This window comes from Herbiconiux oxytropis, assembly GCF_024979315.1.
Classification (GTDB): domain Bacteria; phylum Actinomycetota; class Actinomycetes; order Actinomycetales; family Microbacteriaceae; genus Herbiconiux; species Herbiconiux oxytropis.
On record NZ_JANLCK010000004.1, the window covers coordinates 378,882 to 396,419 of the forward strand.

The 17,538-nt window shown below is 71.9% G+C and carries 16 protein-coding genes; 7 read left to right on the forward strand and 9 right to left on the reverse strand.

Features of this window, described 5'->3' with window-relative positions:
• Positions 1–9: 9 nt before the first annotated feature.
• From N1028_RS10320 to N1028_RS10335, 4 genes are read right to left on the reverse strand one after another with little or no spacing between them, the layout of a single operon-like run.
• Positions 10–1,260 carry a cytochrome P450 gene (locus tag N1028_RS10320; RefSeq protein WP_259527806.1) on the reverse strand — a complete coding sequence of 417 codons (1,251 nt, stop codon included), beginning with the start codon at positions 1,258–1,260 and terminating at the stop codon, positions 10–12.
• Positions 1,257–2,267 carry a 3-oxoacyl-ACP synthase III family protein gene (locus N1028_RS10325; RefSeq protein WP_259528118.1) on the reverse strand — a complete coding sequence of 337 codons (1,011 nt, stop codon included), beginning with the start codon at positions 2,265–2,267 and terminating at the stop codon, positions 1,257–1,259. The genes N1028_RS10320 and N1028_RS10325 overlap by 4 nt, the downstream gene beginning before the upstream one ends.
• The gene (locus tag N1028_RS10330; RefSeq protein ID WP_259527809.1) at positions 2,267–3,376 is read right to left on the reverse strand and encodes an NAD-dependent epimerase/dehydratase family protein; all 1,110 of its coding nucleotides are present in this window, start codon (positions 3,374–3,376) and stop codon (positions 2,267–2,269) included. The genes N1028_RS10325 and N1028_RS10330 overlap by 1 nt, the downstream gene beginning before the upstream one ends.
• 46 nt (positions 3,377–3,422) lie before the next feature.
• The gene (locus N1028_RS10335) at positions 3,423–4,790 is read right to left on the reverse strand and encodes a F390 synthetase-related protein (protein WP_259527811.1); all 1,368 of its coding nucleotides are present in this window, start codon (positions 4,788–4,790) and stop codon (positions 3,423–3,425) included.
• A gap of 136 nt (positions 4,791–4,926) precedes the next feature.
• Between N1028_RS10335 and N1028_RS10340 the strand changes: the two genes are divergently transcribed.
• Positions 4,927–5,658 carry a GAP family protein gene (locus N1028_RS10340; RefSeq protein ID WP_259527813.1) on the forward strand — a complete coding sequence of 244 codons (732 nt, stop codon included), beginning with the start codon at positions 4,927–4,929 and terminating at the stop codon, positions 5,656–5,658.
• A gap of 79 nt (positions 5,659–5,737) precedes the next feature.
• Here the strand turns inward: N1028_RS10340 and N1028_RS10345 are convergent, their stop codons facing one another.
• Together N1028_RS10345 and N1028_RS10350 are read right to left on the reverse strand one after the other, a co-directional pair.
• Entirely contained in the window at positions 5,738–7,327 is a 1,590-nt protein-coding gene (locus N1028_RS10345; protein ID WP_259527815.1) for a family 14 glycosylhydrolase, read from the reverse strand.
• Between the two features lie 50 nt (positions 7,328–7,377).
• A complete protein-coding gene (locus N1028_RS10350) occupies positions 7,378–9,054 on the reverse strand; it encodes a M20/M25/M40 family metallo-hydrolase (RefSeq protein ID WP_259527818.1) in 1,677 nt (558 codons plus the stop codon).
• 115 nt (positions 9,055–9,169) lie between these two features.
• On the opposite strand from N1028_RS10350, the gene N1028_RS10355 reads away from it, so the two are divergent.
• Together N1028_RS10355 and N1028_RS10360 are read left to right on the forward strand one after the other, a co-directional pair.
• A complete protein-coding gene (locus tag N1028_RS10355) occupies positions 9,170–9,484 on the forward strand; it encodes a hypothetical protein (RefSeq protein ID WP_259527826.1) in 315 nt (104 codons plus the stop codon).
• A gap of 9 nt (positions 9,485–9,493) precedes the next feature.
• On the forward strand, positions 9,494–10,540 hold the full coding sequence (locus tag N1028_RS10360) for a DMT family transporter (RefSeq protein ID WP_259527828.1): 1,047 nt from the start codon (positions 9,494–9,496) through the stop codon (positions 10,538–10,540).
• Here N1028_RS10360 and N1028_RS10365 read toward each other — a convergent pair.
• From N1028_RS10365 to N1028_RS10375, 3 genes are read right to left on the reverse strand one after another with little or no spacing between them, the layout of a single operon-like run.
• Positions 10,422–13,157: an MGH1-like glycoside hydrolase domain-containing protein gene (locus N1028_RS10365; RefSeq protein WP_259527836.1), complete on the reverse strand. Its 2,736-nt coding sequence runs from the start codon at positions 13,155–13,157 to the stop codon at positions 10,422–10,424. The two genes, N1028_RS10360 and N1028_RS10365, sit on opposite strands and share 119 nt — an antisense overlap.
• A 16-nt stretch (positions 13,158–13,173) precedes the next feature.
• Positions 13,174–13,626 carry a Fe-S cluster assembly sulfur transfer protein SufU gene (gene sufU / locus N1028_RS10370; RefSeq protein WP_259527849.1) on the reverse strand — a complete coding sequence of 151 codons (453 nt, stop codon included), beginning with the start codon at positions 13,624–13,626 and terminating at the stop codon, positions 13,174–13,176.
• Entirely contained in the window at positions 13,626–14,921 is a 1,296-nt protein-coding gene (locus N1028_RS10375; RefSeq protein WP_375163405.1) for a cysteine desulfurase, read from the reverse strand. The genes sufU and N1028_RS10375 overlap by 1 nt, the downstream gene beginning before the upstream one ends.
• Positions 14,922–15,074: 153 nt before the next feature.
• On the opposite strand from N1028_RS10375, the gene N1028_RS10380 reads away from it, so the two are divergent.
• The 4 genes from N1028_RS10380 to N1028_RS10395 are packed head-to-tail and all read left to right on the forward strand — an operon-like array spanning position 15,075 to position 17,335.
• Positions 15,075–15,416 carry a PadR family transcriptional regulator gene (locus tag N1028_RS10380; protein ID WP_259527861.1) on the forward strand — a complete coding sequence of 114 codons (342 nt, stop codon included), beginning with the start codon at positions 15,075–15,077 and terminating at the stop codon, positions 15,414–15,416.
• Position 15,417: 1 nt separating this feature from the next.
• The gene (locus tag N1028_RS10385) at positions 15,418–15,807 is read left to right on the forward strand and encodes a DUF1048 domain-containing protein (protein WP_259527868.1); all 390 of its coding nucleotides are present in this window, start codon (positions 15,418–15,420) and stop codon (positions 15,805–15,807) included.
• Positions 15,804–16,574, forward strand: coding sequence for an ABC transporter ATP-binding protein (locus N1028_RS10390; RefSeq protein WP_259527877.1), 771 nt, complete (start codon positions 15,804–15,806; stop codon positions 16,572–16,574). The genes N1028_RS10385 and N1028_RS10390 overlap by 4 nt, the downstream gene beginning before the upstream one ends.
• A complete protein-coding gene (locus N1028_RS10395) occupies positions 16,571–17,335 on the forward strand; it encodes an ABC transporter permease (protein WP_259527879.1) in 765 nt (254 codons plus the stop codon). The genes N1028_RS10390 and N1028_RS10395 overlap by 4 nt, the downstream gene beginning before the upstream one ends.
• The last annotated feature ends 203 nt before the right edge of the window (positions 17,336–17,538 follow it).

Below are 17,538 nucleotides of genomic sequence, written 5' to 3' on the forward strand. Positions count from 1 at the left end.
GCGCCCAGCCTACCGGCGCGCCCTCTGCCGTCTCGCTCGGAGCACCAGTCGGGAGTAGCCGGGGATGAGGGTGCCGCGTTGGGCACGTCGTGCGGTGACGGAGAGGGGCGCGCGGGCCTCCGCATCGAGCACGGCGTTCAGCACGAGGCCGATCTGCGCCATGGCGAGCGGGGCGCCGAGGCAGAAGTGGGCTCCGGCACCGAACCAGAGCTGCTTGAGGTCGGCGGCGGGGTTGGCCTCCGGGTCGAAGGGCACGGCGGCGCCCGTCCCTGCCCGGCGGTTCGCGAGGAAGGTCGCGAGCACGAGCCTGTCTCCCGGCCTCACAGCGACCGCACCCACCCGCGCGTCGACGGCGACGCTGCGGAGCATCACCGGGGAGGGGGTCGTGACGCGGAGGCCCTCGCCGATGGCGGGACCGAGCAGCGAGCGGTCGTGGGCGAGGCGTGGGAGCCAGCCGGTGTCGGCGAGGATGGCGAGCATGCGCGGGAGGTAGGAGACGAGCGTCTCGGTGCCGGTGAGCACGAAGGCACCGACCGCGCCCATGGCCTCGTCCTCGCTCAGGCCGAGCTCGCGCATCCGCGCGGGGACGGTGTCGGCTGTGGGGCCGGCGTCGGCTGCGGGGCCGGTGCCGGCGTCGCGGTAGGCGGCGCGGGCGTGCCGCGTGAGGTCGTCGAGCACCTCGCGGGCGTGGCGCACCTGGGCCGGTGTGAAGCGCGGCCGGGAGAGGCGCACGAAGCCCGTGACCGCCGAGACGCGGGCGAAGAGCTCCTCGCCGCCGGGGATCGAGCCGCCGGTGGTGCGCTCGAGCCCCACGAGGCGGCTGATCACCTGGCCGGAGGCCTCACGCACCTCGGCCACGAGGTCGACGGCCTCGCCCGCGACGAGGCGTTCGGTGAGCAGGGCGGTGGCCGGGCCGATCGTCTGGCGGGTGAGTTCGTCGACGTAGGCGGGCGCGAAGAGCGGGGCGAGGCGGCGCCGGAGGGCGAGGTGGTCGGCGCCCTCCATGTTGAGCAGCACAGAGGGCCCGAGCACCGGGGTCCAGAGGTCGGCGGGCGAACCGGGACCGGTCTTGGTGAAACTCGTGGTGTCGAGCAGCACCGAGCGGAGGAGGGCGGCATCGGTCACCACCACGCCGACCTTCGGGATGCGCTGCACCGGGCGGGCGAGACGCGAGAGCAGCGGGTAGACGAGCGGATGCGCCGCGCGCTGCACGCGCTCCTCCCACGCCCGCTCGGGGCCGGGTGCCGGCTGCCGGCTCACAGGCGCACCACCATGGCGCCGAGGGAGATGCCGCCGGCGAGGCCCACGAGTCCCACGAGGCTGCCGGGCCCCACGGTGCCGCTCGCGAGGGCCAGCTCGAGCTGGAGTGGGAGCGTCGCCGAGGCGAGGTTGCCGTGGCGGGCGATGGTGACGACGGTGCGGTCGCTGTCGAGACCGAGCACCCCGGAGATGGTCTCGTGGTAGGCGAGCGCCACCTGGTGCACGGCCACGAAGTCGAGCTGGTCGACGCCGAAGCCGAGGGAGGCGAGGGTCTCCTGCACGAGGCCGACCCCGAGCTCGGCGAAGGCGCGCTGCAGGGCGCCGCCGTCCATGTCGAAGTAGCTGCCGCCCTGGGCGTGCGGGTTGACCGAGCCGCCGGTGGGGAGGGTGCCGACGGCCCAGTGCTCGGAGCGCGCCACGAAGCGGCTGCCGAGGATGCCAGGGGCGACGTCGGTCGTCTCGGGGTCGCCGGCTTCGAGGATGACGGCGGCGCCCGCGTCGCTCATCGTGTAGCCCGCGAAGGATCTCAAGAACTGCGCCTGACTGTCGAGTCGCCAGCGCACCGCGTGCGAGGGCTGCTCGCCGCTCGCGATGAGCACTCGCCGGTACTGCCCCGTGGCGATGAGGGCCTCGGCCACCTGCATCGCGTTGAGCACGCTGTTGCAGGCGTTCTTCACGTCGAGCACGGGGCAGTCGAGGCCCAGCTTCGCCGAGACGATGTGGCTCGTGGCGGGCTCGATGAGATCCTGGCTGGCGGAGGCGAAGATCAGCAGGTCGATCGCACCGGGCGAGCGCTCGAGCGCCGTGCGGGCGGCGGCCACGGCGAGGTCGGAGGTCTGCCAGCCGTCGGGCCGCAGGTGCACCCGCTCGACCCCGGTGAGCCGACCGATGAGGCCCGTCGCGAGGTGCAGCCCGGGGTTCTCGCGGCGGAGGCGCTCCTCGGTCTCGACGGTGGAGCGCGTCTCGGGCGGCAGGTGGCTCGCCACGGCGGCGATCCGGGCGCGCATCACGAGGTGGCCCCACCTGCTGCGTCGGCCCGGCCGGTTCTGCCGGCGAGCCCGTCCGTGAACGCGGCCAGAGCGGCGTGCACGGTCACCGGGGGCGGACCGAGGAGCCGGTGGCAGGCTCGGCCGTCGAAGGTCTTGGAGTACGCGTACACGATGACCGAGTATCTCGTGATCGGGGGTTCCGTGCGCCGACGGGTGAGTCGCCATCCCGTCTCCACGACGGTCGCAGCCGCGAGAGCGAGCGCCCTCGGCACCTCGCGCGCGGGGTACGGCACCCCTGCAGCGCTCAGGATGCCCCGGACCGCAGGCTCGAGCTCCACGGTCTCCCCGCCGGTGACCGTGAGGGTGCGGCCGAGCACCGCGGGCTCGTGGCAGGCCCGCAGGAGGTACTCGACGAGCGTCTCCACAGGCACGAGATCGCAGACGACGGGCCATCCCCGCCGCGGCCGCTCACCGAGTCCTGACCGGTCGGCATTCACGACGGGGGTCGGGCCACGCTCGGCCCGGAGGCGCGGAAACCTGCCGCGGCGCGCCGCCTCCACGATGCGCGGGAACAGGGTCGTGTCGCCCGGGCCGAACACGGCACGTGGCCGGAGCACAACCCAGTCGCCTCCTGCGGCGCGGACGAGCTCTTCGGCGGCGTGCTTGGTGGCCGCGTAGTGGTTCACGAACGGCCGACCGGCCGGCGCGTCGTCCGGAACCTCCAGCTGGTCGTGGGCGCGGTAGAGCACCGACGCCGTCGACACGAGCACCACCCGCGGTCGTCGAGGCAGCCGCGCGGCGTGGTCGAGCACCGCGCGCGTGGCCTCCACGTTCTCCCGTTCGAACTCCGCCCGCGTGCCCCACGGACTGCTCCGCGCGGCGGCGTGCACGATCACGTCGGGCCCGGTGCCGACCTGGCCGTCCGAGGGCCAGCGGAGGGCCGCGAGCCGGGACGCCGCATCCGGGCTCGTGAGGTCGAGAGAGCGGTAGTCGGCGTCGTCGAGCCGGCGGCGGCCGATGCCGATGGCCTCGATGCCGGGCTCACGACGCAATCGCCCCATCAGGGCACCGCCGACGAAGCCGGAGGCCCCCGTCACCAGCACCCGCGTCGCCGTCGTGTCGGTCATGCGGCCCAGCCCATCACGAGATCCATGCCCCGAACGGTATGCCGGCTCATCCGCGAGCCGGTTCGCGCACGATCCGACGCGCCTTGACGGTCGGATCCGCAGCCTCCCAGGGATCGAAGACGACGACGGCGCGCCCCTCATGAGACTGCAGGAGGCGCTCGAGGAGGTCGTGCACCCGCGCCTCGGCTCCGGGAGCCGGGCTCGCCAGGGAGACATGCAGATCGAGTCCGCGCTGCCGGATGCGCCAGTCGGCATACGCGTCGGAGGCGGCGGCCATGGCCTGGCGCACGACATCCGGGAACAGCTCGACCTCGCGCAGGCCGCACTCATGAGGAAACCGCAGCACCGCATCCGCTCGCCCGTCGACGGCAGCGAGCACGGTGGTGACCCGCCCGCACGGGCAGGCGGGCGCCGCGGGATCGACGCGCAGCACGTCGTCGAGCCGGTAGCGGGCGATGATCTGGGTGCGGCGGTCGAAGTCGGTCACGATCGGGGTGAAGCGGGTGCGTTCCGCGTCGAGCCACTCGCGCTCCACGTGCACGGATTCCTCGTTGAGGTGCAGGGAGCCGTGCTCGCAGGTGAGGGCGAGCAGACCCTCCGTCGCCTGGTACACCTGCCGCGGCGTGCGGCCCCACTCCCTCCGGATGCGCTCCGCCACCTCGGGCTCCAGCACCTCCGCCACCGAGATGACGAGCCGGGGCCGGATGCGCAGCCTGCCGTCATGGGCACGCTCAGCCAGCGCGCCGAGCACCGAGGCGGGGGCCACGAGCACATGGGGGCCTGCGCCCGCCGCCGCGCTCGCATCGAGCGCAGCCACGTGGGTGTCGAAGGGCTCGGTGAGGTCGTGGAACGAGAAGCGGATGCGCGAGCTCGCCACCGACTCGTAGAGGTTGCCGCCCGCACGCAGGAAGAACGCGATGCGCACAGGGGGCGCCCACAGCCGGAGCAGCTGCCCCACGCTCCGCCGATCGAGCACGCGGGCGAGCACGGTGCCGGCCCACAGCATCCGCTCGCGCGGGCTCACGAGGAAGGCGCCGCGGCGCCCGGACGTGCCGCTCGAGAGCCCCACCGTGAGGTCTCCCGCCACGAGGGGCGCGAAGTCGCGCGTGCGCTCGGCCTCGAGCGCCACCCCGAGTGCGTCGGCCAGCCGCACCCCGCGGGAGTTGAGCCCGTCGAAGTGCTCGAGCAGCACCCCCTTGTCGACCACGGGCAGAGCGCTCAGCTCCACCCCGGCGGGCTGGGCGACCCCGGCGTAGTGGGGAACCGTGCCGAGGCGCCGGAGGAACCGCGCGAGTCGCCGGCGCTGCCACGCGTCGAAGCGCGCACGGGAGCGGAAGCGATAGCCCCAGCGCGCTCGCACGAACCGCGCGAGCAGCACGGCCACGAGCGCACGGTCATTCCAGGAGCGCGGCACCCGGCCATGCTATTCGAGCCGCCCGCGCGGACTTCGCCACCCCTGCCACCCTTCGGGCAGCAGGGGGCCCCGGACGAGCGCAGCGTTGGCGGAGTCCGCGCTCAGGCGCCGACCGGGCGCCTCCTAGAATGACGGGATGGCGCCGATCATCGGACACATCCTGCCCCTCGCCCTCGGCGTGGCGCTCAGCTCGGTGCCGATCGTCGTGATGGTGCTCATCCTGCTCTCGCCCCGCGGGCGATGGTCGGGCCTCGCCTACCTCATCGGAGCGGTGGTCGGGCTCGCCGGGCTCACCGTGCTGTTCACGGCCGTCGCCTCGCTGCTGCCTCCTCCCCCGTCGGCCGACGAGAGCCCGCTGTTCGGCAGCATCGAGCTCGTGCTGGGCGCCGCGCTGCTGCTGCTCGCGATCATCCGCCTCGTGCGCGCCAGGCGGGCCCGCCGGGCCATCACCGGGTCGCCGCTCTCCGCCCTCGACGAGCTGGCCTCCCTCGACGACGCCCCTCCCCCCGGTGCGACCCAGCGGTGGATGAACAAGGTCACGACGCTCGGCCCCCTTCCGAGCCTCGGCGTGGGCTTCGTGCTCATGCTGCGGCCGAAGAACCTGCTGCTCACGATGGCCGCCGGTGTCGCGATCGCGGCGGGCGGAGAACCGCTCGCCCCCACCACGATCGCGATCGCGATCTTCGTGGTGCTCGGCATCTCCACCCTTGCCGCGCCCATCATCTTCGCCGTGAGCGACCCCGAGCGCACCCGTCGGCCCCTGCAGGAGATCCACGAGTGGATCGACCGCAACAGTGCCGTCGTGACCACGATCGTGCTCCTCGTGCTCGGCACCGTGATCGTCGGCAGCGGCCTCGCCCGCTACTGACCCCGCCGCCCGCCGAGACGTCACTCCTCACACTTCGGCCCGCGGAGTGGTGTGGAAAGTGACGTCTCGACGGATGGGGTCACGAGAAGTCGCGGAGGAAGCGCTCGAGCTCGAGGCGGCCCGTGGAGCCCGGCACCACGACGTCGGCCAGGCGCAGCAGGGTGATGCCGCTGTAGGCCGGCGCGGGGCCGGAGAACGCGTCGCGGATGTGCAGCCAGCCGACCGTGGACGGCGTGCCCACCTGGCGCAGGTTGTCGGCGAGGGCGTTCTCGCCCTTCAGGGTGACCCCCGCACGCCGGGCGGCGTCTCCCACCCAGGTCACGAGCGACGCCGCATCGGAGTAGGCGTGGTCTGCCCCGTCCCATTCCCGGCCGTCCGGCATCTCGAGCGCCGTGAAGTGCAGCCGCACGTCGTGCGCACCGGGCCCCGACGACAGCTCGTCGACGATCGCCAGGAGCGGGTCGTAGCCGTGCCCGGTCGACGCGGAGGCGTAGTCCTGGTCGGTGTGCACGAGCCCCGCGGCGATCTCGGGCACTCGCTGCATGGGGCTCGTGGCCATCGTCTGCCAGTGCACGCCCGGGATCTTGAGACCGAGCGGCACCGTCGCGAACTCCTCGTCGAACGCCGCCGAGGCCCGCTCGACGACGTCGCGGCCGTGCGAGAGCAGGCTCTCGCTGTACCAGCGCGTGAAGTCGCGCCCGTAGGCGAGCGTGCGGTATGAGCCCGAGGTGATGAAGCGCTCGTGGTCGGTGGGCGGCGAGATCGCGGAGTAGGTGAGGCCGGGGATGCTCCACGCGGCCCCGACGCCGGCGACCGAACCGTAGCGCGCCACTGCCCAGTCGGCGAAGTCGCGCACCGCCGCGGGCGTGTAGCTCTGGAAGGTGCCCCGGTTGGGGTAGCCCGCCGGGTTGCCGGGCACCTTCGAGTCGTGCGCCGCGTACGACGGGTAGCGGAGCTCCCCGGCCGGACCCGTGCCGATCGTGATCTCCTGGATCGAACCGGTGTAGTCCGTGGCGCCCGAGCCGAAGTGCTGCTCGAACGCCTCCATGAACTCCTGCTGCTGGTGAAGGGTGCGATCGACGCCCGCGCCCCACGGCGCCGGCGCCTCGCGGTTGGCGTTGCCGTACTCGCTCACGAAGTGGTTGTCGGCCGGCACGGGCGTGCTGCAGCCGGCGATGCCGCAGATGCTGACGGGCTCCCAGACGAACGAGGGCACCGAGATGTCGCAGTCGTCGCCCACGTTGCTCTTGCACTCGTGGAACGACATGAGCGGCACGAGATCGAGCCCGGCCCCGGTGATGGCCGCGAACGCCTTCTCGTAGTACGACCAGTCGTAGACCCCGAGGGTGGGCTCCACCGCTCCCCACCAGACGTCGATCGCCACCGCGTCGACGCCCTGGGCAGAGGCCACGGCGAGCGATGACGTGAAGGCCCGCCACTCGGGCCCGCCCGTGGCCCAGTCGTCGACCCAGAGCGGTGCCATCACGTTGACGGTCTCGGCCGGGCCGGATGACAGCAGAGCAGAGCCCGGATCGGCGCTGCGCGGATCGAGGGCGGGTGGGGCGGCCGAGGCGCCGGGCACGAACAGGCCGCCGGCGACGACGCCGGACACGACGAGGGCGGCGGCCGCTGATGCGAGCCCTGATCGGGAGGGGATGCGGATTCTCATCCCCACACGTTAGGTTCGCGCGGCCACCGCCTCGTCTGAGTACTTTGCACCTACTCCTGGTCGGCGACCGCCTGGGTGGGGCGGCGCATCCGCACCGCCACGAGGGCGACGCCGGCGGCCAGCACGAGCGTGGCGAGCGGCAGCAGGTTCAGCGCCTCCGCGTTCGCACCGGTCGCGGCGAGCTCACCGCCGGGGCCACCGGCAGGGCCCGTGGTGGGCGTCGGGGTCGGGGTCGGGGTGACCGTGGGGTCGGGCGTCGGCACCACGGGCGGCAGCACGCCGTTGATGGCGGACGTGTCGTTGGCGAGCGATCCCGTGACCGACGCGATCGCGCCGATCATGATCCCGAGCGCCTCGGTGTTGACGTTCGAGATGTCGTCGCCGGCCGTGTGGTAGTTCGGGTCCTGGATGATCCCCTCGGTGCCGCCGAAGAGCGCCACCTGCTCCGCCGTCTTGACGTCGTCGGCCCCGGTGAAGAGTCCGGATGCCGGCACCCCGTAGGTGATGAAGGCGTCGTAGTCGCTCCGGGCGTCGAAGGCCGTGTCGATCCAGGGCTGACCGCCGGCGTCGAAGTAGTCGGTGAAGGCCTTCTCCGTGGCGATGGAGCCCTCGGGCACCTCGACCGGCGCCTCGAACGTCGACTGGTCGGCGTCGTAGACGCTGATCACGTAGTTCGGCGAGGCCACCATGTCGAAGTTGAGGTAGGTCGCGATCTCGTCGAGCTCGGCCGGGTCGTTCTCGGCGAGGTCCTCCACGTAGTGGGTGGAGCCCACGAGGCCCACCTCCTCGGCACCCCACCAGGCGAACCGCACCTGGTTGTTCAGCTCGCCTGAAGCGGCCAGCTGCACCGCGGTCTCGAGGATGGCGGCCGATCCGCTGCCGTTGTCGTTGATGCCCGCGCCTTCCGGCACCGAGTCGAGGTGCGCTCCGAGCATGACCGTGTTGTCGGCGCGGCCCGTGGAGGTCTCGGCGATGATGTTGAACGTGTCGACCGAGGTCGTGGTCTCCTGCAGCTGCAGGTCGACGGTCTGCGGCCCCTCCGCGAGGGCGGCGAGCACCGCCTGGCCCTCGGCCTGGGTGAGCCCGACGGCCGGGATGTACTCAGGCAGCTGCTCGCCGAGGGTTCCGTTGAGCGGCCCCTCCTCGCTGTTGTAGACGAGCACGGCCACCGCGCCGGCCGCGGCCGCAGCGAGATCCTTCTCGGCGAAGGAGCAGATGCCGCGGCTGACCACGGCGACCTTGCCGGTGGCGTCGACATCGCCCCACTCGTCGACGTTGCAGCCCGTCGCTGTGGCCGGAGCCACGAGCTCGGCCCCCACGATGCCCGCCTCGGGGGTGGCCGTCGTGCCCTCCATGGGGATCCGGTCGCCGTCGACCGTGTCCAGGTTCTGCGTGGTGCCGAGCAGCGTGATGGAGAACGCGTCGATCGACTGCGAGGTGGCCTGGAACTCCTGCCGCACCGGCGAGTAGCCCGCCGCGGTCAGCACCTCCTCGATGTAGGCGCCGCTCGCCTCGTAGCCCGAGGTGCCGATGGCGCGGTTGCCGTCGTTCGCATCCGCGATCGCCTGCAGGGCCTCGAGGTGCGCGTACACGCCCTCGACCGTGACCCGGCTCTCGAGATCCGCCGGATCGACCGCGAATGCGGCCGACCCACCGGCACCGGCGGCCGCCAGGACGACCCCCGATCCGATCCCGAATGCTGCGAGTCTGCGCTGACTTCTCTTCACGTGGTGCTCCCCTTGTCGCGTGAACGTTTGTCGAAGGTTACCCCCGTCCTGGGGGCACAAAGCAAGCCCCTCGACAAGTGGTTACACGACCGAAACAGGGACGTAGACTCCGGGCATGGATGACGACCCGACGAAGATGGGGAACCAGCCCGCTCTCACCACGTCGAGCGGCACCGTGTGGCTCGTGACGGGAGCCATCACGGCGGTGATCTCGATCGTGCTGCTGTTCTCGCTGCAGCAGGTGAACTCGAGCGGGATCGCCATCGCCGGGATCGTCGTGATCGCGTTGCTCTACGTGGCGATGGTGGAGGTGCGACTGCTCGTGCGCGGGCTGCGGCTGCGCCTGATCCTGCTCGCGATCGGCTTCGGGCTGCTCACGGCGGTCGCCCTCGGTTCCGTGCTCGTGATCGCCGCATCGCAGATTGTGTAACAATATGTCATGGCCCCCGTGCTCGCCGTGCTCCTCGCCGCCGTCTGCTTCGGCACCACGGGCACCGCACAGGCCTTCGGGCCCGAGGGCGCGTCGTCGGTCTCGATCGGCGCCGCCCGCATCCTGATCGGCGGCGGTCTGCTCGCGGCCCTCGCCCTGCCGGGCCTGGTGCGGGTGCGCCGGTCACGCCGGGAGCGCGAAGGGGCCCGGACCGGCTCCGCACCGCACGCCCGGCGCCTGCCCTCCTGGGTGCTCGTCGCCATCGGCGGCCTCGGCGTGCTCGCCTACCAGCCCGCCTTCTTCCTCGGAACGGCCCAGAACGGCGTGGCCGTCGGCACGGTCGTGGCCCTCGGCTCGGCACCCGTGCTCACGGGGGTGCTCGACTGGCTCCTGCACCGCCGCTTCCCCGGCCTCGTCTGGCTCCTCGCGACCGTCATCGCCACCGCCGGGGTCGTGCTCATGAGCGGCCTCCCCGCCGAGTGGCTCGGCATCACCGGCGCCGGCACCGGACAGTCCGCCGCCACCGCCATCAGCCTCCCCGGCATCCTCGCCTCGGTGGGCGCCGGCGCGTCGTACGCCGTCTACACCCTCGCCGCGAAGGCCCTGCTCGACCGCGGCTGGGCACCCACGGCGTCGATGGGGGCTGTCTTCGGCACCGCCGCGCTCCTCAGTGTGCCGGTGCTTCTCACGAGCGACATGAGCTGGCTCGCCACCCCCGAGGGCGTCGCCGTGGCCCTGTGGCTCGGTGTCGTCACCACCGCCGTGGCCTACGTGCTCTTCGGCTGGGGCCTCGCCAGGCTGAACGCGTCGACCGTCTCCACCCTCACCCTCGCCGAGCCCCTCACCGCCACGATCCTCGGGGTCGCCGTGCTCGGTGAGAGCCTCGGCGCCCTCTCGGCCACCGGGCTCGTGGTGCTCGCCGCCGGCCTCGTGGTGCTCACCGCCCCGGGCTGGCTGCCGGATCGGCGACAGGGCCCGGGAAAGAGCCGGAAGCTGGATGCCGCGGGCCGCCGTCGGCAGCGAGAAGAGGCTGCGGCCGGGTCTTCCTCGTCATGACGACGTGGGCCACGAGTGCCGTCCACCCCGTCTGGTGGGAGGCCCCGAGGCCCTGACCCGTGTCACCGTGGAAGTACTCGTAGAAGAGGATGCCGTCGCGCCAGCGGGGGTCGGTGGACAGCAGCGGATACCGCGCATCCGAGGGCCGCGGCCCACCGCCCGGCGCCGACGGGTCTCCGACGAACAGCGACAGCAGCCGGGAGGACAGGTCGTCGGCGACCTGACCGAGCGTGTGCGTCTGCCCCGACCCCGCCGGGTACTCGATCCGGTGCTCCTCGCCGAGGCTCACGTCGTAGCCGCGCAGCGACTCGATGATCATGACGTTGAGCGGGAACCACACGGGGCCCCGCCAGTTCGAGTTGCCGCCGAACAGTCCCGAGGTCGACTCCCCCGGCTCGTAGTCGACCACGGCCTCGACGCCGTCCACCTCCACCCGGAACGGGTGCTCGCGGTGCCAGGCCGAGATGCTCCGGATGCCGTAGGGCGAGAGCATGGTCGCCGGGTCGAGCGCCTGGTGCAGCACGCGCTCGAGCCGCTCGGGCTCCACGAGGGCGAGGAGGCTCCGGAAGCCGCCCTCCTCATCGCCGCGGATGTGCACGAGGCGTGAGAACCCGGGGTTCCGCTCGAGGAACACCTGGCCGCGGTGCACGAACTCGTCGAGCCGTCCCATCCGCGCCCGGTCGAACACGAGCGCCGCGGTCACCGGGATGAGCCCCACGAGCGAGCGCACCTTCATCGGCACGGAGCGGCCGTCGGCGAGGTGCAGCACGTCGTAGTAGAAAGCGTCCTCCTCGTCCCAGAGACCGGCGTCGTTGGCGGAGTCGGCGATCACGAGGAAGTGCTCGAAGAACTTCGTCGCCACGTCTTCGTAGGCCGGGTCGTGGCTGGTCAGCAGGAGGGCCATCGACAGCAGGTGCAGCGCGTAGGTCGCCATCCACGCCGTCGAGTCGGCCTGCTCGAGCACGCCCACCTCGGGCGGCAGCGTGGAGCGGTCGAGCGGCGCGATGTTGTCGAGGCCCATGAAGCCGCCCTCGAAGAGGTTGTTGTCGCCGTGGTCCTTGTTGTTGGTCCACCAGGTGAAGTTCATCAGGAGCTTGTGGAACACCCGGCCGAGGAAGGTGAAGTCGCGCCCGCCGTCGATCTCGAACACGCGGAGCGCCGCCCACGCCTCGATCGGCGGGTTCGCGTCTCCGAAGTCCCACTCGTAGGCCGGCAGCTGACCGTTGGGGTGCATGTACCACTCGCGCAGGATGAGCACGAGCTGCTGCTTGGCGAACTCCGGATCGATGTGGGCGAGGGTCACGCAGTGGAACGCGAGGTCCCAGGCCGCGAACCACGGGTACTCCCAGGGGTCGGGCATGAGGATGACGTCGTGGCCGGCCAGGTGCCGCCAGTCGCCGTTGCGGATGCCGCGGCGCTCGGGAGGAGGGGGCGGCGAGACGGGGTCGCCCGCGAGCCAGCGCCGCACGTCGAAGTGGTAGAACTGCTTCGACCAGGTGAGCCCGGCGAACGCCTGGCGCGCCACCACGGCCTCGGTGGTGGTCGTGGCCGGCGGCAGCACGGCGGCGTAGAACTCGTCGGCCTCCCGGGCCCGCTCGGCCACCATCCGGTCGAAACCCGCGTCGCCGTCATCGGCGAACGGATGCGACGCCCCGGCATCCGCCACCCGCAGCCGGATCCGCATGGTCGCCCTGGCCCCCGGCGCCACGGTGAGCACCCGGTGCAGGGCGGCCTTCGTGCCCTCACCGGCCGGGTTCACGGTGGGCAGTCCGCCGACGACGTGGTCGTTGATCCCGTCCTTCGGATACGCCGTGCCGCCCATCTCGCCGAAGAGCCGGCCCACGTTGGTCTCGTTCTCACAGAGCAGCACGGCGTCGTCGCCGTCGGACTCGATCACGAGGTCGTCGCCGTCGGCGCGGTGGAGCGCCGCAGACCCCGGTCGCGACGAGCGGATGACGGGCTTCGGCGCCGGATCCCCGCCCCACGACCAGGTGTTGCGGAGCCACAGCGTGGGGAGCAGGTGGATGGTGGCCGCCTCAGGACCGGCGTTCTCCACGGTGATCGTCATGAGCAGGTCGTGCGGGCCCGCCTTGGCGTAGTCGACGGTGACGGCCCAGTAGCGCCCGTCGTCGAAGATCCCGGTGTCGACGAGCTCGTACTCCGGCTCGTCCTTCGAGCGCCGGGCGTTCTCGTCGACGAGCTCCTCGTAGGGGAAGGCGCGCTGCGGGTAGTGGTAGCGCCAGCGCTGGAACGAGTGCGTGGGGGTGCCGTCGAGGTACCACCAGTACTCCTTGGCGTCTTCGCCGTGGTTGCCCTCGGGGCCGGAGAGCCCGAACATCCGCTCCTTGAGGATGGGGTCGGCTCCGTTCCAGAGTGCGAGACCGAGGCACCAGCTCTGACCGGCGTCGCAGAAGCCGGCCATGCCGTCCTCGTTCCACCGGTAGGTGCGCGAGCGGGCGTGGTCGTGCGGGAAGAAGTTCCAGGCGTCGCCGTCGGCGCTGTAGTCCTCGCGCACCGTGCCCCAGGCGCGCTCGGCGAGGTAGGGGCCCCAGTCGCGCCAGCCGCCGGCCGCCGCCTCGGCGAGTCTGCGGTGCTCGGCGGTCTGCGGAACGCTCATGCTGCGATCCTAGGGCTCAGCGCACCGCCAGAGCGTGCTCGAGCGCCACCCACGGCAGCATCGCGCACTTGATGCGCGTGACGTAGCGGGAGACCCCGCCGAGCGCGACCGCGTCGCCGAGCAGCTCCTCGTCGCCCTCGAGCGATCCCTTCGACTGCATGAGCTCACGGAAGGCGCCGACCCGCGCACGGAGATCCTCCTCGGGCAGCTCGTGCACGAGGTCGGCGAGCACCGAGGCGGAGGCCTGGGAGATGGAGCAGCCCTGCCCCTCCCAGCTGATCGACTCCACGGTGACCGGGTCCCGGCCATCCGCCGACCGGTGCACCCGCAGGGTGACCTCGTCGCCGCAGGTGGGGTTGACCTGGTGCGATTCCCCCGAGGAGCCCTCGCGCAGGCCGAAGCCGTGCTTCTGCTTCGCGTGGTCGAGGATGACCTGCTGGTAGAGCGTCTCGAGCTCGCGCGAGGCCATCAGGCGACCCGGAAGAACGCGCGCACGCCGGCCACGGCGTCGAGCGCCGCGTCGATGTCGGCGGTCGTGTTGTAGAGGTAGGCGCTCGCCCGCGTGGTGGCGGTCACGCCGAAACGGCGGTGCACCGGCTGCGCGCAGTGGTGCCCCACTCGCGCGGCGATGCCGCGGTCGTCGAGGAACTGACCCACGTCGTGCGCGTGCACGCCGTCGACCACGAAGCTCGCGAGCCCCACCCGCTCCACCCCCGGCGCAGGTGCCGGGCCGAGGATGCGCACGCCCTCCACCCTCGAGAGCCCCTCGAAGAGGCGGAGGCCGAGCTCGGCCTCCCACGCCTCGATGCGGTCGAGGCCCACGGCGTCGAGGTAGTCGATCGCGGTCGCGAGCGCGATGGCCTGCGACACCCGCTGGGTGCCGGCCTCGAAGCGGAGCGGCGCGGGCAGGTACTCCGACTCGATGAGCCCGACGGTCGTGATCATCGACCCGCCCGTGAGGAAGGGAGGCAACGCGTTCAGCAGCTCCGAGCGCCCGTAGAGCACGCCGATGCCGGTGGGCGCGAGCATCTTGTGGCCCGAGAACACGGCGAAGTCGACGTCGAGGGCAGGCAGGTCGAGCGGCAGGTGGGGCGCCGACTGGCACGCGTCGAGCACCACGAGCGCCCCGTGCGAGCGCGCGAGCGCGACGATCTGCGAGACGGGGTTGACGGCGCCGAGCACGTTGCTCACGTGGGCGACGGCGACCAGCCGGGTGCGCTCGCCGATCACGGCCGCCGCCTCGTCGAGGTCGATCCGCCCGTCGTCGGTGAGGCCGATCACCCGCAGGGTCGCTCCCGTGCGGAGGGCGAGCTCCTGCCAGGGCACGAGATTGGCGTGGTGCTCGAGCTCGGTGGTGACGATCTCGTCGCCCGGACCGATCCGGAACCGCTCCGCCGCCTCTCCGCCACGGCCGAGGGAGGCGTTGGAGATGCCGTAGGCGATGAGGTTGAGACCCTCGGTGGCGTTCGAGGTCCAGACGATCTCATCGGACCGTGCGCCCACGAACCGGGCCACGCGCTCGCGAGCCGCCTCGAACAGCTCCGTGGCCTCGCCGGCGAGCGTGTGAGCGCCGCGGTGCACGGCCGCGTTGGTCTCCTCGTAGTAGGCCCGCTCCACGTCGATCACGGAACGCGGCTTCTGCGAGGTGGCGCCCGAGTCGAGGTAGATGAGAGGTTCGCCGTGCACCTCGCGGCCGAGAAGGGGGAAGTCGGCGCGGAGCCGCAGGGCCTCCGCGTCGTCGATCGGGGTGGTCGTCGCGGTAATCGTCACAAGGGTTGCAAGTCTACCGGCCCGCCCCGCATTCCGGCCGGGCGAGGGATCGCGGTATTCGGTGTTGCTATCTACTGGTACTCGGCGTTACTATCTACTCGTAGTCAGCGACACAGAGTAGCCAGTGCAACACAGCGAGGAGGCCGCATGGCCAAGCAGATGACCGAGATGCTGAAAGGCACCCTCGAGGGGATCGTGCTCGCACTGCTCTCCGATCGGCCGGCCTACGGCTACGAGATCACGGCGCGGCTCCGCGAGCAGGGCTTCGCCGACATCGTGGAGGGCACGATCTACGCCCTCCTCGTGCGCATCGAGCAGCGCGGCCTCGTCGACATCGCCAAGGTGCCCTCGGAGAAGGGCCCGCCGCGGAAGGTCTACTCGCTGAACGCCGCCGGGCGCGAGCACCTCGCCGAGTTCTGGAGCAGCTGGACGTTCCTCACCGAGCGGATCGAAGGGATCCGCCGGCCCACCATCGAAGGAGAGAAGTGACATGGCAGCGAAATGGATCGAGGTCCTGACCGGGCCCCTCGAGCAGAAGAAGCAGTACCGGCAGGCCACCGCCAGGATCGCGGCCCTGCCTGCACCGTACCGGGACGCCGCGAAGGCGATCGGCCGTTACGTGATGTACTACAGCGGCACGACCGACGGCGACACGCTCACGACCATGATCGGCGACCACGCCGACCTCTGGGAGCGCGCCGCCGTCGACGGCACGCCGGTGCGCGAGATCGTGGGCGACGACCCCGTGGGGTTCGCCGAGGAGTTCGCCGCCGCCTACGCGGGGGCGCACTGGATCGACAAGGAGCGCGCCCGCCTCACCAAGGCCATCGACGCCGCGGTCGAGGGCACCACGGTCGAGGGCACGGAGGCGGAGGAATGACCGCCGCAGCCACCACCCCCGCCGCGGTCCGGATCGAGGGCCTGACCAAGTCGTTCGGCGACGTGCACGTGCTCCGGGGGGTCGACCTCACCGTCGAGCCCGGCACGATCCTCGCCCTGCTCGGCTCGAACGGAGCCGGCAAGACCACTCTCGTGCGCATCCTGTGCACCCTGCTGCAGGCGGATGCGGGCACGGCCGCCGTGCACGGCCACGACGTCGCCGCGTCGCCTGCCGAGGTGCGCGAGTCGATCAGCCTCACCGGGCAGTTCGCGGCGATCGACGAGGTGCTGAGCGGTCGGGAGAACCTCGTGCTCGTGGCACGCCTCCGCCACCTGGCCGATCCGGGTGCCATCGCCGACGCGCTCCTGGCCCGCTTCGCGCTCGGCGAGGCCGGCTCCCGCCGGGCCGGCACCTACTCGGGCGGCATGCGCCGGCGGCTCGACATCGCCATGAGCCTCATCGGCGATCCGCCGGTGGTCTTCCTCGACGAGCCGACCACGGGCCTCGACCCGCAGGCCCGCATCGAGGTGTGGCAGGCGGTGAAGGAGCTCGCGGCCGCCGGCACCACGGTGCTCCTCACCACGCAGTACCTCGATGAGGCGGAGCAGCTGGCCGACCGCATCGCCATCCTGCACGAGGGCGTGATCATGCACAGCGGCACCCTCGCCGAACTCCGACGGCTCCTCCCGCCCGCCACGGTCGAGTACGTCGAGAAGCAGCCATCGCTCGAAGACGTGTTCCTCGCGCTGACGGAGGCCGGACGATGACCACCCATGCCCTCGGCGACACCGCCGTGCTCACCGGCCGCTCGCTCCGCCACATCCTGCGGAGCCCCGACACCATCCTCACCACGGCGGTCACGCCGATCGCGCTCATGCTCCTGTTCGTCTTCGTGCTGGGCGGCGCCATCGACACCGGGGGCGGCGTGTCGTACGTCGACTACCTGCTGCCGGGCATCCTGCTCGTCACCATCGCGTCGGGCATCGCCTACACCTCCTACCGGCTGTTCCTCGATCTGCAGAGCGGCATCCTGGAACGCTTCCGCTCCATGCCGGTCGCCCGCTCGAGTGTGCTCTGGGCGCACGTGCTCACCTCCCTGGCCGCCAATCTCGCCTCGGTGGTGATCGTCACCGGTGTGGCACTGCTCCTGGGCTTCCGCAGTGGCGCCTCGGTGGCCGCGTGGCTCGCGGTCGCCGGCATCCTCGTGCTCTTCACGCTCGCCCTCACCTGGGTGGCCGTGATCGCCGGACTCTCGGCGAAGAGCGTCGACGGCGCGAGCGCGTTCAGCTATCCGCTGATCTTCCTGCCGTTCATCAGCTCCGCCTTCGTTCCCACCGACACGATGCCGGCACCTGTCGCCTGGTTCGCCGAGAACCAGCCCGTCACCTCCATCGTCGACACCATCAGGGCGCTCTTCGCGGGGCAGCCCGTGGGCGGTGGGATCTGGATCGCTCTCGCCTGGCTCATCGGGATCCTCGTGGTGGCCCACACCGCGGCGATCCTCATCTACCGCCGCCGGTTCCGCTAGCCGCGGCGAGCGCCGACGGGGCCCCGGCCGAGCGCCGCTCGGGGCCCCGGCCGACAGGATTCCGTTCGGGTTCGGGGGGTCCGGGGTGCACCGGCGTCAGGATCCCGTTAGGACGGCCGGATCGCCGCGGATGGGCGGGCAGGATCGACCTCCGTACCCGCGCGCCCACTCCGGGCGCCGGTCGGAGGGAGAACATCCGTGCT

What these genes read in the sequence shown, in the direction of transcription:
- N1028_RS10325 (WP_259528118.1), bottom strand. Translation starts at nt 2,267, where the DNA reads ATGCGCGCCCGGATCGCCGCCGTGGCGAGCCACCTGCCGCCCGAGACG.
- N1028_RS10330 (WP_259527809.1), bottom strand. Translation starts at nt 3,376, where the DNA reads ATGACCGACACGACGGCGACGCGGGTGCTGGTGACGGGGGCCTCCGGC.
- N1028_RS10340 (WP_259527813.1), top strand. Translation starts at nt 4,927, where the DNA reads ATGGCGCCGATCATCGGACACATCCTGCCCCTCGCCCTCGGCGTGGCG.
- N1028_RS10345 (WP_259527815.1), bottom strand. Translation starts at nt 7,327, where the DNA reads ATGAGAATCCGCATCCCCTCCCGATCAGGGCTCGCATCAGCGGCCGCC.
- N1028_RS10355 (WP_259527826.1), top strand. Translation starts at nt 9,170, where the DNA reads ATGGATGACGACCCGACGAAGATGGGGAACCAGCCCGCTCTCACCACG.
- N1028_RS10360 (WP_259527828.1), top strand. Translation starts at nt 9,494, where the DNA reads ATGGCCCCCGTGCTCGCCGTGCTCCTCGCCGCCGTCTGCTTCGGCACC.
- N1028_RS10365 (WP_259527836.1), bottom strand. Translation starts at nt 13,157, where the DNA reads ATGAGCGTTCCGCAGACCGCCGAGCACCGCAGACTCGCCGAGGCGGCG.
- sufU (WP_259527849.1), bottom strand. Translation starts at nt 13,626, where the DNA reads ATGGCCTCGCGCGAGCTCGAGACGCTCTACCAGCAGGTCATCCTCGAC.
- N1028_RS10380 (WP_259527861.1), top strand. Translation starts at nt 15,075, where the DNA reads ATGGCCAAGCAGATGACCGAGATGCTGAAAGGCACCCTCGAGGGGATC.
- N1028_RS10385 (WP_259527868.1), top strand. Translation starts at nt 15,418, where the DNA reads ATGGCAGCGAAATGGATCGAGGTCCTGACCGGGCCCCTCGAGCAGAAG.
- N1028_RS10390 (WP_259527877.1), top strand. Translation starts at nt 15,804, where the DNA reads ATGACCGCCGCAGCCACCACCCCCGCCGCGGTCCGGATCGAGGGCCTG.
- N1028_RS10395 (WP_259527879.1), top strand. Translation starts at nt 16,571, where the DNA reads ATGACCACCCATGCCCTCGGCGACACCGCCGTGCTCACCGGCCGCTCG.